The organism is Cohnella phaseoli, from assembly GCF_003386235.1.
Taxonomy (GTDB): Bacteria; Bacillota; Bacilli; order Paenibacillales; family Paenibacillaceae; genus Cohnella; species Cohnella phaseoli.
This window is the reverse complement of the sequence record NZ_QRDZ01000002.1, coordinates 219835-235837: the sequence shown is the minus strand read 5'-3', so window position 1 is coordinate 235837 and position 16003 is coordinate 219835. Positions and strand designations below refer to the sequence as shown.

15 protein-coding genes are annotated in these 16003 nt (G+C 56.2%); 12 read left to right on the top strand and 3 right to left on the bottom strand.

The annotated features are described in order from the left end of the window. Positions 1-108 precede the first annotated feature (108 nt). Both tgt and yajC read left to right on the top strand, forming a co-directional pair. A complete protein-coding gene (gene tgt, locus DFP98_RS03155; RefSeq protein ID WP_116059106.1) occupies positions 109-1242 on the top strand; it encodes a tRNA guanosine(34) transglycosylase Tgt in 1134 nt (377 codons plus the stop codon). Positions 1243-1260: 18 nt separating this feature from the next. Then, the gene (yajC, locus tag DFP98_RS03150) at positions 1261-1578 is read left to right on the top strand and encodes a preprotein translocase subunit YajC (protein WP_116059105.1); all 318 of its coding nucleotides are present in this window, start codon (positions 1261-1263) and stop codon (positions 1576-1578) included. A gap of 79 nt (positions 1579-1657) precedes the next feature. On the opposite strand, the gene DFP98_RS03145 is transcribed toward yajC, so the two are convergent. Then, positions 1658-2515, bottom strand: a complete 858-nt coding sequence (locus DFP98_RS03145) for a phosphatase PAP2 family protein (RefSeq protein WP_116059104.1) — start codon at positions 2513-2515, stop codon at positions 1658-1660. Positions 2516-2583: 68 nt separating this feature from the next. Further along, a complete protein-coding gene (locus DFP98_RS03140) occupies positions 2584-2988 on the bottom strand; it encodes a TIGR04086 family membrane protein (protein ID WP_116059103.1) in 405 nt (134 codons plus the stop codon). Positions 2989-3219: 231 nt separating this feature from the next. On the opposite strand from DFP98_RS03140, the gene DFP98_RS03135 reads away from it, so the two are divergent. Further along, on the top strand, positions 3220-3945 hold the full coding sequence (locus tag DFP98_RS03135; protein WP_116059102.1) for a DUF421 domain-containing protein: 726 nt from the start codon (positions 3220-3222) through the stop codon (positions 3943-3945). A 47-nt stretch (positions 3946-3992) separates the two neighbouring features. On the opposite strand, the gene spoVB is transcribed toward DFP98_RS03135, so the two are convergent. After that, positions 3993-5561, bottom strand: coding sequence for a stage V sporulation protein B (gene spoVB, locus DFP98_RS03130; protein ID WP_181917480.1), 1569 nt, complete (start codon positions 5559-5561; stop codon positions 3993-3995). A gap of 153 nt (positions 5562-5714) precedes the next feature. On the opposite strand from spoVB, the gene DFP98_RS40095 reads away from it, so the two are divergent. The 9 genes from DFP98_RS40095 (at position 5715) to DFP98_RS03085 (ending at position 15975) form a co-directional block, all read left to right on the top strand. Then, on the top strand, positions 5715-6344 hold the full coding sequence (locus DFP98_RS40095; protein ID WP_342772453.1) for a post-transcriptional regulator: 630 nt from the start codon (positions 5715-5717) through the stop codon (positions 6342-6344). 128 nt (positions 6345-6472) lie between these two features. Further along, entirely contained in the window at positions 6473-7747 is a 1275-nt protein-coding gene (gene secD / locus DFP98_RS39650; RefSeq protein ID WP_116059101.1) for a protein translocase subunit SecD, read from the top strand. Then, positions 7737-8645: a protein translocase subunit SecF gene (gene secF, locus DFP98_RS39645; protein ID WP_116059100.1), complete on the top strand. Its 909-nt coding sequence runs from the start codon at positions 7737-7739 to the stop codon at positions 8643-8645. Before secD ends, secF begins: the two co-directional genes overlap by 11 nt. A 23-nt stretch (positions 8646-8668) precedes the next feature. Then, positions 8669-9607, top strand: coding sequence for a cation diffusion facilitator family transporter (locus DFP98_RS03110; RefSeq protein WP_181917461.1), 939 nt, complete (start codon positions 8669-8671; stop codon positions 9605-9607). A gap of 195 nt (positions 9608-9802) precedes the next feature. Continuing rightward, positions 9803-12244 carry a single-stranded-DNA-specific exonuclease RecJ gene (recJ, locus tag DFP98_RS03105; protein ID WP_116059098.1) on the top strand — a complete coding sequence of 814 codons (2442 nt, stop codon included), beginning with the start codon at positions 9803-9805 and terminating at the stop codon, positions 12242-12244. A gap of 117 nt (positions 12245-12361) precedes the next feature. After that, positions 12362-12874, top strand: coding sequence for an adenine phosphoribosyltransferase (locus DFP98_RS03100; RefSeq protein WP_116059097.1), 513 nt, complete (start codon positions 12362-12364; stop codon positions 12872-12874). Positions 12875-13065: 191 nt separating this feature from the next. Continuing rightward, entirely contained in the window at positions 13066-15261 is a 2196-nt protein-coding gene (locus DFP98_RS03095; protein WP_116059096.1) for a RelA/SpoT family protein, read from the top strand. A gap of 27 nt (positions 15262-15288) precedes the next feature. Continuing rightward, positions 15289-15729 carry a D-aminoacyl-tRNA deacylase gene (gene dtd, locus DFP98_RS03090; protein WP_116059095.1) on the top strand — a complete coding sequence of 147 codons (441 nt, stop codon included), beginning with the start codon at positions 15289-15291 and terminating at the stop codon, positions 15727-15729. Between the two features lie 66 nt (positions 15730-15795). Continuing rightward, on the top strand, positions 15796-15975 hold the full coding sequence (locus DFP98_RS03085; protein WP_116059094.1) for a hypothetical protein: 180 nt from the start codon (positions 15796-15798) through the stop codon (positions 15973-15975). Positions 15976-16003 lie beyond the last annotated feature (28 nt).

Sequence of the window (16003 nt, the reverse complement as noted above, 5' to 3'; positions counted from 1 at the left end):
TCCAGGATGCATGGGCGAACGACCAGCCTCGGTGCTGAAAACCGAACTTTGTGAACACGGTTTAAATAGCACCAATCTCATCTTTCCTCTGAAAGGATTACCCACACGATGGCAGTTAAATATGAATTGATCAAAACATGCGCCCAGACCGGAGCGCGGCTCGGCAGGCTGCATACGCCGCATGGCGTCATCGACACGCCGACGTTTATGCCGGTAGGCACGCAAGCGTCGGTCAAGGGCATGAGCCCCGAAGAGCTGAAGTCGCTCGGCGCGCAAATCATTCTCAGCAACACCTACCACCTGTTCCTTCGTCCCGGCCACGAGCTGGTGAAGGAGGCGGGCGGCCTGCACCGCTTCATGAACTGGGATCGCCCGATTTTGACCGATAGCGGCGGTTTTCAGGTGTTCTCTCTCAGCGAGATGCGCAAAATTACCGAGGAAGGCGTAGAGTTCCGCTCCCACATCAATGGCGACAAGCTGAGCTTGACGCCGGAGAGCGCGACGCAAGTTCAGAATGCGCTTGGATCCGATATTTTGATGGCTTTCGACGAGTGCCCGCCCTATCCGGCGGAGTACGAGTACGTCAAGCAATCGACAGAACGGACGAGCCGATGGGCTGAAAGATGCTTGAAGGCGCACCAGCGGCCTCACGATCAGGCGCTGTTCGGTATCGTGCAGGGCGGCATGCACAAAGATTTGCGCAAAATGAGCGCCATGGATTTGACTTCCCTTGATTTTCCGGGGTATGCTATTGGTGGACTAAGCGTGGGCGAATCCAAGCCGCTTATGTACGAAATGTTGGAAGAGACCGTTCCTCATCTGCCGAGCCATAAGCCGAGGTATTTGATGGGAGTCGGCTCTCCGGATGCGCTTCTCGAAGGAAGCATTCGCGGGGTGGATATGTTCGATTGCGTTCTGCCGACGCGCATCGCGCGCAACGGAACGCTAATGACGAGCCAAGGCCGCATGGTCGTCCGCAACGCCAAGTACACGAACGATTTTAGTCCGCTCGATCCGGAATGCTCCTGCTACGCATGTCGCAACTATTCCCGCGCCTATATTCGCCACTTGATTAAAGCGGACGAGATGTTCGGACTCCGCCTGACGACCATACATAATCTTCACTTTTTGGTGCAGTTGATGGCTCAGGTGCGCGAGGCGATTCGGGAAGATCGACTGGGAACGTTCCGCGACGAATTTTTTGAGAAATACGGCATGGCGCACAACGAAAGCGGTTTTTAAGAGAGGAGGGAAAACAAAATGTGGTTGGCAGACCAAGCAGCTGGCGGAGGAAACATTTGGATGACGCTGGCGCCGTTTATTCTGATGTTCGCCATCTTTTATTTCCTGTTGATCCGTCCGCAGCAGAAGAAGCAGAAGCAACGCGGATCGATGCTGAACGCTCTGAAGAAAGGCGATAAGGTGGTAACGGTCGGAGGCATGCACGGGACGATCGCCGAAATTACGGACGATACGGTTGTGCTGAAGGTGAACGACGTTACGAAGCTGACGTTCGACCGTTCTTCTATCAACAACGTGTCGGCAAAGTCCGAGACTCCGTCTTTGGAGAAGTCCTAATCGCCGTCGTAACAATGAAAAAGCCTTCCCTTTCCGGACGCTATTCCGGAAAGGGAAGGCTTTTTTTGACGCTGGGCATTCAGGATTCAACGGGAGAAGGCGGCTCGAGTTTGTTGCGGGATCGAGAGAGAATGCCTGAATGGGGATGGCTTTCCATCCGAGCCGCTATTTTTAAGCCGACGTACACGCTAACGCTGGCAAGAACCAGCCCTGCGACCATATCCGTAAACCAGTGAATGCCAAGATAGAAAATCGCGAATATGACGACGATCGCGTTAATCCAAGCGAATATCGACCATCTTCGGATGCCGGACCTGCTGGCAATGAGAGCCATTGTGACCGATAGGGAGGTATGCAGGCTCGGAAAGCAGTTGTTGATGCCGGACAACGCGCGATAATGCTGTTCGAAGGTCGGGAACACGTTAAGCATGAGAAAACGGATCTGAGAATCGGCGTACCAGGCTTCGTTGACGGGGACGTACAGGTAAAAAGGCACGGCCAGCAAGTAATTCCCCAAAATCGCGAAGCTTAGGGCGTAGTAGAGCTTCATGTTCCCCGCATAGGTGTAAATCCCGAACGAAGCCATCATCGTCGCTTGGAACAGCACAAGATAAAATATCGCAGTGAAGCCGATTAGCGTATCGGACGGCAGGCTCGCCTGCAGCTTGGCTTGCCAGGCTCCTTCCCATCCGGTAAGCGCCGCAGTCAGGTCGTAGGAGACGTTGAGCCAGTTTTCCAAATGCAGCTCGTATTTGTTCAGGAACAGGATCGCGATGACGGCGATGAAAACCAGTAAATATTGGCGCGACTGGAATAGCGCTCGGAAGAATGCCATTCCGACGGCGAGCGGCTGCCGGCCCGCGCCGAACCAGATTAGAACCGCGACTGCTAGGGCGGTGGAGTATGTCACGGTAGACATACTGTGAAATAAAGTCATATTGGTCCTCCGAACCCGATGTTGACAAGCACCCGCATATTATATCATATGAGTGGCGCTTTCACCTATTAACGGGTTTTTGCCGCGGAGCCGGCGTTTACGCCTAGCATCCCTCCGACGGCTCCGGAGAGACAAGTAACGAGCAGCAAAATCGGAACGGCAGTCGACCATCCGGCGTCTGTCGCCAGAAAGCTGATAGCCAACAGCAGCGCGGAATAGAGCAGGCCGTTGGCCATTCCGAAGTACCAGCCTCTGCGCCCCGATTTTTTGGCCGAGACGAAGCCGCCCGCCAGAGTCGCAAAGCCGTGTACGCCGAATACCCAAGGCAGCATGCCCGATTCCTTCAGAGAAGAGCCGGCGAGCAGAATGGACAGGATGATAGCGCCGACGGCAAGCCAAATTCCGGACCAATAAAGACCGGAAGCGACGGGAGAAGCATTGCGCAGTCCGAATATGCGGGATAACGAACTCAATGCTGATCACTCCTAACGAAATAAGTTTTGTATCAGCTTATGGCGGCGAAAGGGTTCGTAGTACAGGCCTGCCGTGTTTTCGAACGATTCGGGCGGGGATTTACCATATTTTCCGCAGGGCGGAACGGAATGAGGCTCTTGACAGGCGGTGACACTATAGGTCCGAGCTACCTTACCCGGAATGGCTGAGCGGTAACAAGCGCCGCTCCGGGGCGAATGACGGAGGGAAACATGGAACTGACGGCGATATTGCTTCGGACGATCTTCATGTATTTCTTCATCTTCCTGATTTTGAGGATGATGGGCAAGCGCGAAATCGGCAAGCTGTCGGTGTTTGACCTGGTCATTTCGATCATGATTGCGGAAATTGCCGTTATCGTGATCGAATCGACCGAGAAGACGCTGATAACGGCTGTGGCGCCGATTATTCTTCTGGTGCTGATCCAGATCGGGTTTGCCTTCCTTACGTTGAAAAACCGGACGATGCGGCTGCTGTTCGACGGCAAGCCAAGCGTGCTTGTTCAAGACGGCCATTTGAACCGCAAGGAGATGTTCCGTCAACGATACAATTTGGACGATCTGATGCTCCAGCTGCGGGAGAACCAAGTATCCAGCCTGCACGAAGTCAAACTGGCCGTATTGGAATCGACGGGCAAGCTGTCGGTGATTTTGAAGGAACGAGACGAAGGCGGCAATGAGGGGACAACGGCCAACCGTTCTCCCGGAAATTCCGACGCTTCGCACAGCAAGGCCGACTCCTGGCCGAGGGTGCGATACGAGGTGCTGCCGCTGCCGCTAATTATGGACGGACAGGTTCAGGACGACAATTTGGAGAAGCTGGGGAAAACCAGGTTTTGGTTAAAAAGCGAGCTACAGCGGCACGACGTGGACAACTTTAAGCAGGTATTTTTTTGCAGCATCGACCATAAAGGCAAGTTGTATATAGACAAGAAGTAGTTAAACCAAATCTTCAATGAGCAGGCCCAAATGCAATAGGGACGAGCTCATCGAGGATTTCGAGGAGTCAGAAAACGTCCGATCAGCGGTACTCTTGCGACATCTTCGCGATTGATCAGCCTTAGCGGTACGAGCAGCAGAATATAGACGACAATCCCGGTCGCGCCTGCGAGAACAAGATTCGCCGAGCTTGGGCCGAACCAGTCGAACTCCCATATTCGCAAAGCCGCCGCACTCATGACGATCATCGCAGCGGTGACTTTGAGGAAGTCGAGCGGGTGCATTCGAAATCCGGTAAGCCGCGCGACGCTGATCCAATGAAGCAGCGTGACGAGCATCATATTGACGCCGATGGCGATGACGACGCCGACGATACCGAGCTGCGGATCGGTCGCCAGTCGCATGATAAGCACGAGCTTTATGGCCGCTCCGGCAAAGGTGTTGAACAGAGCGGTTCCCGGGCGATTAAGCGCCTGCAGCGCCGCTTGAAGCGGGGCTTGCATATATAAGAAAACCGCTAATGGCGCCATCCATCTGAGCATGTGGGCCATCGAGTCGTCCCCGTACAGCAGCTTGCACACCGGAGCGGCCAGCAGCGCGAGTAGAACGGCGAACGGCGCCCCCGTTATGACCGCCAGCTTCATCGATTGCTGGAGACGCGCGTGGATGACGGCCCAATCGCCCCGGGAAGCCGCTTCGGACAAGGAAGGCACCAGCGATACGGCCAAGGAATAGGTCAGCGCCCCCGGCAGCAGCAGCAGCGGAATGACCATTCCCTGCAGCGCGCCGTATTGAGCGGTTGCGCCGGCAGCGGCGACGCCGGCGATTGTCAGGCTTCTTACGGTCATGATCGATTCCAGCAAGTAGGAGAGGGAACCGATCATTTTGCTGCCGGTTACCGGCACGGCCGTATTCAGCAGCTCTCGCAAGTATCTTCTCGGCGCCGGGGCTGCGGAGCTGGTCACCGAAGGCGGCCGTTCTTTCCGGCGATCGCGGACGAACTGCCGCCATAACACGAGCACTCCGGCGCATTCGCCGACAACCATACCGAGCACGCCTCCCGCAGCGGCGGCCTCCAGACCGAAGGGCAGCAGCAGCCAAGCGAGCAGCAGCGTAAAGACAATGCGAAACACCGTCTCCGCCGTCTGAGACATCGCGGTGGGTACCATGTTCTGTTTTCCTTGAAAATATCCGCGCCAGACGGACGAAACCGCCACGAGCGGAAGCACCGGAATCATGGCGAGGAAAGCGCTGTGCACCCTGGAATCCGTCATGATCCGGGTGGCGATGAAATCCGACAACAGAAAGCAGACGACGACCGCAACGAGGCTGATTCCAAGCGAAATCGCGACCGCCAGCTTAAGAATGCGGCCAGCGCCTGCCGAATCGTCCTTCGAGTCGGCTTCCGCGACAAGCTTGGCCACTGCGAGCGGGATGCCGCCGGATATTAATGTTAGAAGTACGATCGTGAAGGGAAATACGAGCTGGATCAGCCCGACGCCCTCCGCGCCGATCATTCTCGGCAGCGCGATGCGGGGAACGAAGCCGAGCACCCGGTTGAGCAGTCCGGCCGCTAGCAGAATCATAGCGCCCTGGATGAACGATTGTTTGCGCAAGCTCAAAGAAATCCCTCTTCCCTAGCATGGGTTAGTTTCATATGTATGCGATGGTTGTCCATCTTCATGCATTGGGAAGGAAAACTAGGGTCCCGCGGAGAAGGATTTATAAGCGAGTGTACAACATTTGCACCGGACAGGAGGGAATCGCGGGTGGAGGAGCAGGATAATGGCGAGCCGGCCATCAAACTGGACAAGCTTGAGGCCAAGTCCGATTTGAATGAGGACCAGTTGAATGGAGACGGGCTTAACGAAGAAGAGCTGGACGAATCGAGCGGGACAGAAGAGCCGAGCGAAGATGAGCTGGACGAATCGAGCGGGGTAGAAGAGCCGAGCGAAGGTGAGCTGGATGAATCGAGTGTGGCAGAAGAGCCGGGCGAAGAAGAGCTGGACGAATCGAGCGGGGCCGATGAACCGAGCGAAGATGGGCTGGACGAATCGAGCGGGGCCGAAGAACTGGGCGAAGATGAGCTGGACGAATTGAGCGGGGCTGATGAACCGAGCGAAGAAGAGCTGGACGAATTCAGTGGAATAAGTGTGCTGAGCGAGGACGAGTTGAACGATACGATCGCGCAGCTATGCCTAAGCAAAGCGGAGGAATTCCACTTGATCGGATACGAGCAGGTAACCGGGGCGGATGTGTGGGAATGCGTCAGCGACAAGTATCATAAGAAAGGCGTCCCCCCGCTGTACGAGATTGTGAACGATATTTTATCGTTGAAGATCACTCAATTTATGAACTTCGTTACGCTTAATATGTATAGAGGAGAGTACCGCAAATAACGGCGGACAGCGCGGACGATCCCCGACATCTTTCAATGTCGGCGAGGGTCGTCCCTTTCTTTTTGACTTCTTTTTGATCGCGTAGGTATAATAGGAACATTGAGAATCGAAAGGGGACCGCACCAGAGATGAAACGTATTGTAGCTTTCGTGCTCGTCGTTCTCGTCAGCTTCGGAGTTATGGGTGTATTTACGCCGGGGCTGCTGAACGGGACGAAGCTTGGGCTCGACCTGAAAGGCGGGGTCGAAATTTTGTACGAGGCCCATCCGCTGACGGAGGGCGGCACCGTTACGAAGGAATCATTAACACGGACCGCGCTCAGCTTGGAGCAGCGGGCTAACCGGAGCGGCGTAGCCGAGCCGGAGGTTACGACAGAGGGCAAAAACCGCATTCGCTTGAAAATCGCCGTCTCGACAGGCGAAACCGCCAAGGAACGCGACGATGCGATCCAGAAAATCCGCGACCTGATGAAGCGTCCTGCGGAGCTTCAATTCCGCAGCTCCGTAGGATGCGAAGGCGGCGAGTACTGTAATGTGGAGCTGTACGGATCGGACTTCAAGGAAGGCGCTGCGAAGGTTGAAATAGGCGACCTCAACAGCTATATGGTTCGGATCGAAGTGAAGGACAAGCAGAAGCTGGCCGACGCTTCCAGCAAGCTCGTTGGCAAGCAACTGGCGATTTTCCTTGATGACGCGCTTCAATCGGCTCCTGTCGTGCAGCAGGCGCTGACCGACGGAACCGCCGTCATTACCGGTCAGGATTCGCGCCAGGAAGCACAGGATTTGGCCGACATCATCAACCTGGGAGCTCTGCCGCTTAAGCTGACGGAGAAATATACCCAGAGCGTCGGAGCGACGCTCGGACAGAAAGCTCTGGAGGACACGCTGTTCGCTGGCATGCTGGCTTCAGTGATCATTCTGGTGTTTATGATCGCCGTCTACCGGCTTCCGGGCTTCGTTGGAAGTATCTGTCTCATCGTGTTCGTATGGGTGCTGCTCGGCGTTCTCTACTTGATGAACGCTACGTTGACGCTGCCGGGCATCGCAGCGTTCGTGCTCGGGGTCGGCATCGCCGTCGATGCCAACATCATTACGGCTGAGCGGATTATGGAAGAACTGCGAAGCGGCAAGTCGATCGCGTCCTCTCTGCGCGCCGGCGCCAAAAACAGCTTCCGTACCATTATCGATGCGCACTTGACGTCCGCGATCGCCGGCTTCGTGCTTCTGTTCATGGGCCACGGCATCGTTAAGAGCTTCGCGGTCGTTTTCCTGTGGAGTATCGCCGTCAACATTTTGACGAACGTATTCCTGCCTCGCTATTTGCTCAACCTGCTCGTGAAGAGCTCTTACTTCACTAAGCCGAAGTATTACAATGTGAAGGAGAGTGAGATAAGTGCGCTCTAATCGCAAATTCGATTTTGTCAAATCCAGCCGCATTTTCCTTACGATCTCCGCCGCTGTGCTGTTGATCGGCTTGATCGCGCTCGGCGTATTCGGAGTGAATTACGGCATCGATTTCAGCTCCGGAACGTCCGTGGACATCACGACGACCAAGAAGCTGGAGGACACTCAGGTCAAAGCGTATCTAGACGAGCAGAACCTGGGGGACTATACGCTCGTATCCGGGGAGAACCGGGAGTCCATTCGCTTCAAGACGGCGCTGAACGAGCAGCAGGAGAAAGATTTTAAAGCCAATTTCTTGGCTAAACTGGATCCGGACGCCTCGTTCGAAATCAATATCGTCGACGTCGACATCGCCAAGGAGCAGGAGCGCAACGCCCTGATCGGAATGGCCGTGGCGAGCTTGGGCATCATGCTCTACATCGTTATTCGCTTTGAATGGCGCTTCTCGATCGGAGCGATCGTATCGACCGTCTATGACGCCTTGTTCGTCATCTGCGTGTTTTCGATATTCCGGCTCGAGGTCAATTTGCCGTTCATCTTAGCAGTACTGACGATTATCGGCTATTCGATCAACGATACAGTCGTTATTTTCGACCGTATCCGCGAAAATCTGCGGTTCGCCAAAATCAAGAGCCATGCCGATTTGGACAAGCTGGTAAACGACAGTATTTGGCAAACGCTGGCGCGTTCGATCAACACGGTTATTACCGTATTGGTCGCGGCGGTCTGTCTGTTCATTTTCGGCGGCGCATCAATTAAATTGTTCTCGCTGGCGATTATCATCGGTCTGGCAAGCGGAGCTTACTCTTCTATCTTTATTGCCAGCCAAGTATGGTTGTACTTCAAGAAGAAGGAACCTTTGAAAAAGGTAGCCGTTAAACCGCAAAGCTCGCTATAGAAAGCTTGAAAGGGGGGGCTCAGGTGACTACGGTTCGACGTTCCCTTGCTGCTGAACGCGGCTCTCTCGTGTCCGTATGCGGGCTGCTCGGCCTCTCAATTGTGAAAGGCTCTGTCGGCTGGCTGACGGGAAGCAAAGCGCTGCTGGCCGACGCCTGCCACTCGGCGGCCGATTGCGCCGGCACGTTCGCCGCGTATCTCGGCCTGCGCAGAGCCAGGCTTGCTCCGAACGCGACAAGCTCTTCCCGCCATCCGGAATCGGTAGCGGCGATAGTTTTGTCGGCCATCCTGCTTGTCGCCGGTCTGGAAATGGGCATTTCTTCGATTCGGACGGTTGCCAACGGCGCGGAAGAAGCTCCGGGAGTCGGCGCAGTCGTCGTCATTGCCGCAGGCATCGGTACGCGCGAGGCGCTGATTCGTTATAAACGAAGGTGCGACAGCCGCTGCGGCATACGCGGCGATCGCGCCGGAGATAACCGCTCCGATATTTTCGCATCGTTGACTGCGTTAGTCGGTACTTCCGGAGCGGTCGTCGGTTCCTGGTACGACATGCCTTTCCTGTACGTGCTGGACCCTGCGGCAGGTCTGGTCATCTCGGTGTTTGTCGTCCGCATGGGCTATCGGCTGACTGCAGACGTCGTCCGGGCGTCGAACAGGACTTCAATCGACGACGCCGACGCGCAGACGCTATTGGAAGCTGTACAGAGAATTGACGGCGTCGTGGCTGTAGACGAAGTAAAGCCGCAGGAGCGCGGACATTATATCGTGCTTGATATTTCCATAAGGGTAAACCCTCGCATCAGCGTCTTCGAAGGCCAGGACGTAGCGAATCGGGTGCGCCGAATGTTGACTAAGCGGTTCCTGCACGTGATGGACGTCAACGTCAAAGTGCAGCCATACGACCCGGGATACCCATATAAGTCGAATCATCAAGAGGAACAGCTATCTTCGATGCTGCAATAACACGCGATGGGACTGTCCTATACAGAGTCGTCTAAGATTATCGATGAACAATAAGGGGCTGCCTCATAAGTAGGGTCGTACAAGATGATCACGACAACATTCTCTATCGATCATCCTTTCGTACGACTTTTTTACTTATGAGACAGCCCCTTTCATTTGGCATTCGGTGTAGGAATCGGGAAGGAAGACGCAATTATGATCAAATCGAAGTACAGATGGGATATGCCGCAGCGCGCGGCGGAGCGGGAGCAGGAGCTGACGGCCAATCTCGGCCTCGGGCCAATGGTCGCCGGCGTGCTTGCACGACGGGAATGGGACACGATCGAAGAGGCGCGGTCTTTCCTGGAGCCGTCTGTTGAGGAACTGCTTGATCCTTTGCGAATGAAGGGAATGGCGGAGGCGGTGGACAGAATCGGCCGAGCGGTGCGCGACGGGGAACGCATTCGCGTCTACGGCGATTACGACGCCGACGGCGTAACGTCCACCGCGCTTATGATTCGGCTGTTGACGGAGCTGGGGGCAAGCTTCGATACATATATTCCGCATAGAAGCCGCGAAGGCTACGGACTGAATAACGCCGCGCTTGATTTGGCCGCTGCAGCGGGCGTCAGGCTGATTATTACGGTGGATAACGGCATCAGTGCGGTTGAACAAATTGCGTATGCAGTAAGCTTGGGCATCGATGTCGTCGTTACCGACCATCACGAGCCGCCGGAGAAATTGCCTGCGGAAGCGGTCGCGCTTGTGAACCCGAAGCAGAAGGATTGCCCTTATCCGTTCAAAGGGTTATGCGGTGCAGGGGTTGTGTTCAAGCTGGCGCATGCCATGCTCGGTCGCCCGGCGCTGGAATACGCGGATTTGGCCGCAATCGGCACAATTGCCGATCTGATGCCGCTTATGGGCGAGAATCGGATCATCGCTCGGCTGGGACTGAAGCAGCTAAGGCAGGCCCCCATTCCGGGCATTCAGGCGCTGGCTCGGGTCGCAGGCATCGACATCGCGGAAATTTCCAGCGGCCGAATCGGCTTCTCGCTGGCTCCCAGGCTGAACGCCGGAGGCCGACTGGAGCATGCCGACAGCGCGGTTAAGCTGCTCGCTGCCGCCAGCGAAGCGGAAGCGGAACCGTATGCGATGGAGCTGGATCGGTTGAACGCGGAGCGTCAGCAACTGGTTGAACACACAACCGCAGAGGCGGACGAGCTGTGGCTCAAGCTGCGCGAAGCGGACGGGGAGAAGCCAAGACGCGCCATTGTGCTTGCCAAGGAAGGCTGGAACGCCGGCATTGCCGGTCTTGTCGCTTCGAAGCTGGTGGAACGCTATTACTTGCCGGCCGTTATTCTTGCTATCGACGGAGAGACAGGGCTGTGCAAGGGCTCGGCGCGTTCCATCGACGGCTTCGATCTGTATGCGGCGCTGACGGATTGCGCGGATTTGCTGGAGCATTACGGCGGGCATCAGGCTGCGGCGGGAATGACCTTGCGCGCAGATCAGGTGACAGAGCTGGGAGACCGGCTCGATCTGCTTGCCGCAGAGCGACTGACGGAGGAGGATTGGCAGCCGAAGCGACGCGTCGATCTTCGGGTGTCGCTAGAGGACGTCACGCTGAGCGCCGTTGATCAGTTGGCGGCTCTAGAGCCCTTCGGCAACGGCAATCCGACGCCGCGCGTCGTACTGGAGGATGTCGTAATCAAGGAAGCCCGGACGATGGGCAAAGAAGACAAGCACTTGAGATTAACGATCGAGCAAGCCGGCCGATCCCTGGAGGTTGTCGCCTTCGGCATGGGGCCGCAGCGGGAAAGAATGGCGCCGGGAATGCGTGTGGATCTGCTGGGCGAGCTAAGCGTAAATGAATGGAACGGAAATCGAAAGACGCAGATGATGTTTCAGGATTACCGCTCCGGACAGCTCATCGTAAACGACCGGCGCGCGGAAAGAGGCGTATGGACGGCGTTGGAACGTCTGATTGCGACGGAATCCGAAGGGCTTGCCGTCGCATGCGCCTCCAAGGCGGCGTATCATGAAGCCGCCAGCCGTTACGGGATGACGGGTGTAACGATAGGTTTGTATGAGATGGCCGCCGATGTCGGAATAGATGTCTCTTCCGAGAGCGCTGCGGCTGCGTCAGGTGACAAGGCCGGCTTGCCGTCCGGCGTGCGCCATCTGGTGCTTGTCGGGCTACCGACTGAAGAGCGCGAGGTCGGCAGCCTCCGAAGCTGGCTGCGGCCGGAGCGCGAGTTGGAACGAGTCACGGTTCTGTCGGACGGCGAAGGCGGGAGTCGATCTTCGGTCGGTGCTGCCGGCAAGTTTCCTGAGCGTCGACACTTCGCGGAAGTATATACGATGTGCCGACAGCGGGGGAGCTGGCTGGACAGTCCGGACGGCTTTGTGCGGGAGACGGCGGAGGCCGTTCGTCTGCCTCTGGCTACTGTCCGCATGATGCACGAGGTGTTCGTCGAGCTTGGCTTTATCGCCGCAAACGGCGTATCGCGCAAGGCGGTGGCGAATCCGCCGCGCAAGGAGCTGAGCGAATCGGCGCGCTACCGTAGAGCGCAGGAGCAGGCTGCGGTGCGCCAGGTGGCGGAGATGACGACGGAGGAGCTGCGAAGCTGGATGGCGGCTTGCCATTCCGGGGCCTAGCAAACTCGGCGAGACTGTGCTCGTATCCATGTAGCCAAATCCCGTTCAAAAAGTGTATAATGCTACTCGTAAACTTGAACGATTCTGTTTTATGCCGATAAAAGGAGCCTGATATCCGTGAACTTCAAAGATTACATTCGGGTTATTCCCGATTTTCCGCAGCCGGGCATCCGGTTTAAGGATATTACGACGCTGCTGAAGGACGGGCAAGCTTATCGCGCCGCCATCGACGGGCTTAAGGAGCTTGTCAAGGAGAAGCAAATCGACCTGATCGCGGGTCCGGAAGCGCGCGGTTTCGTGATCGGCGCTCCGCTCGCGCTTGCGCTTGGCGTCGGCTTCATACCGATTCGCAAGAGCGGCAAGCTTCCCGGCGAGACGGTGGAGGCGGCTTACGATCTGGAGTACGGCAAAGACCGTCTGGCCATTCACAGCGACTCCATCCAGCCGGGTCAGAAAATTCTGATCGCCGACGATCTGCTCGCAACCGGAGGTACGATTTCTACAACGATCGGGCTGATTAACCAGCTTGGCGGAGAGATTGTGGGGGCGGCGTTCCTCATTGAATTGAGCTATTTGAACGGACGCGACAAGCTGAACGGAATCGATGTCGCGTCCCTTGTCACCTACTAATTGCCGCGTTTTGGCGCGGCGGAGAGACACTCCACGGCGGCTTTGCCGAGCGGGGTGTCTTTTTGCTTTAGCGAATCTAGGACTAAAGCCTCGCAGCCAAGGTTGACGATTCCCGTCGCGAAGAGGCATAATGGTAGCAACACTTCTGGGGAAATTACCGGCGTAAGGCGTCGGCGGAAAGGAAAGTCGGCATGGGCATGGAGCTGCTTCTCGAGAAAGCATCTACTTATATGAAAGAGCAAGACTTGCAGAAAATCCGGGATGCTTACGTGTATGCCGAAGAAGCTCATCGCGGTCAAGTTCGCAAATCGGGCGAGCCTTATATTTTGCATCCGGTAGCCGTTGCCGAAATTTGCATGGGTATGCAGATGGACGTCATAACGGTGATGGCGGCGTTGCTTCATGACGTCGTCGAAGATACTAAGGTCACCTTGGAAGACTTGCGCGAACGGTTCGGGGAGACGCTGGCCGGCCTTGTCGACGGCTTGACCAAGCTGGAGCGGATTCAGTTCCGGTCCAAAGAGGAGCAGCAGAACGAGAATTATCGCAAAATGTTCGTGGCGATGGCCAACGATATTCGGGTTATTCTAATTAAGCTGGCAGACCGGCTTCACAATATGCGCACGCTGAAGTTTCAATCCGAAGAGAGTCAGCGCCGCATCGCGCAGGAGACGCTCGACATTTTCTGCCCGATCGCGCATCGGCTCGGGATCAGCGCCATCAAGTGGGAGATGGAGGATATCGCGCTTCGGTTCCTCAACCCCCAGCAATATTACCGTATCGCGCATCTGATGAAGATGAAACGGACGGAGCGCGAGAAACATATTACCGAGCTCATCGACAAAATTCGCGAGAAGCTGGAAGAGATGGGCATTCAGGGCGACATTTCGGGGCGTCCCAAACATATCTACAGCATCTACAAAAAAATGACGTCCCGCAACAAGCAGTTCAACGAAATTTACGATCTGCTGGCGATTCGCATTTTGGTCGAGAACGTGAAGGATTGCTACGCCACGCTGGGAATCATTCATACGCTATGGAAGCCAATGCCCGGCCGGTTTAAGGATTATATCGCCATGCCGAAGGCGAATATGTACCAGTCGCTGCATACGACGATTGTCGGTTCGACGGGCGAACCGACCGAGGTGCAGATTCGCACATGGGAGATGCATCGGACGAGCGAAATCGGGATTGCGGCGCACTGGGCGTATAAGGACGGCAATCCGGCGGGAGCCGTTCAGGACAGCTTCGGGGAGAAAATGAACTTCTTCCGCGAGATTATCGAGCTGCAGCAGGATACGCGGGATGCTGCCGAGTTCATGGAATCGCTGAAAATGGACTTTTTTACCGACCTCGTATTCGTGTTTACGCCGAAGGGCGAGGTGTTCGAGCTTCCTGCCGGATCGGTGCCGCTGGATTTCGCTTACCGCGTGCATACGGAGGTCGGCAACCGGACGATCGGCGCCAAGGTCAACGGTCGAATCGTACCGCTTGATCATAAGCTGAAGACTGGCGATATCGTGGAAATTTTAACCTCCAAGCATTCCTACGGGCCGAGCCAAGACTGGCTCAAAATCGCGCAATCTTCCCATACGAGAACGAAAATCCGCCAGTGGTTCAAGAAGGAGAAGCGCGAGGAAAGCGTCGAAAAAGGGCGTGAGCTGCTTGAACGCGAGCTGAAAAGACTTGGCCTGGAGCCGCACGAATGGACGTCGGACGAGAAGCTGCTGGACGCAGCCAAGAAGTTTACGTTTAACGACGTGGAGGATATGCTGTCCGCGATCGGCTTTGGCGGCATTACGGCGGCGCAAATTTGCACGAAACTGACCGAGAAGCTCCGCAAGGAAGCGGAGGAAGCGCAGCAGATCCAGCTCACCTCGGAAGTGAAGGAGATGAGGACGCCTGGCTCTTCGGCGGCGGAGAAGAAACGCGCGTCCAACGGCGTCAGCGTTAAGGGCGTAGATAACTTGCTGGTTCGCTTCGCGCGCTGCTGCAACCCGGTGCCGGGAGACGACATCATCGGTTATATTACGAGGGGACGCGGTGTGTCCGTACACCGTTCCGACTGCGCCAACATTCCGACGGGCGAAGAAGGCGATGAAGCGGCGCGAGTCATTGAAGTAGAGTGGGAAGGCTCGGTCGAAGCCAATTACAGCGTCGATATCGAAATTCTCGGCCACGACCGCCGCGGGCTGCTGAACGAGGTGCTGCAGGCCGTCTCGGAAAGCAAGACGAATATCGCCGCCGTCTCCGGACGGTCGGACAAAAACAAAAACGCGATTATGCACATGACGATTCTTATCCGCAACAAGGAGCATTTGCAGTCGGTTGTGGATAAGATCAAGCGGGTGAAAGATATTTTTTCCGTGCAGCGGACGATGCAATAGAGGCGTGGAGACGGAGGATTCTGAAGGATGAAAGTCGTATTGCAGCGGGTATCCGAAGCCAAGGTAACCGTTGAGAATGAAGTCGTAGGCGCAATCGGCAAAGGGTTGATGTTGCTCGTCGGTGTCGGACAGGAGGATACGGAGCAGGATCTGATCTGGATGGCGGACAAGCTGGCCGGGCTGAGAATTTTCGAGGACGACGGCGGGAAAATGAACCTGTCGATCGAAGACGTCGGGGGCGACGTGCTTTCGGTATCGCAATTTACGTTGTACGGCGACTGTCGCAAGGGCAGACGGCCGAACTTTATGGGGGCGGCGAGGCCTGAGCTGGCCGAGACGCTGTACGACAAGTTTAACGGGCTTCTGCGGGCGCGGGGCTTGCGTGTCGAAACGGGTCGATTCGGGGCGATGATGGATGTCTCGCTGGTTAACGATGGCCCGGTAACGCTCATTCTGGAAAGCCGCTGACGGTTTGGGAGGGCTGCGATTGGGCCATAATACATGTCAAAACCATCTGTTAAGGCGGGGAACGACATGAGGCAATCGCGCAAGGAACAGACGACGCAGTGGCTGATGAAGGAAGGGCTAATGCCGGAGCGCAGGGAAGCGATGGCTTTGGCAGCGCAGAGCGAGGAATTCGGAGGCGAGCTGGGCGCCGGACCGGCAGCGGGTGCGTCAAACGGGCGGCGGCAACCTCCCGGCGGCAGGGGATAACCCAATGTTGCCAGGTTAAAGCTTGTCG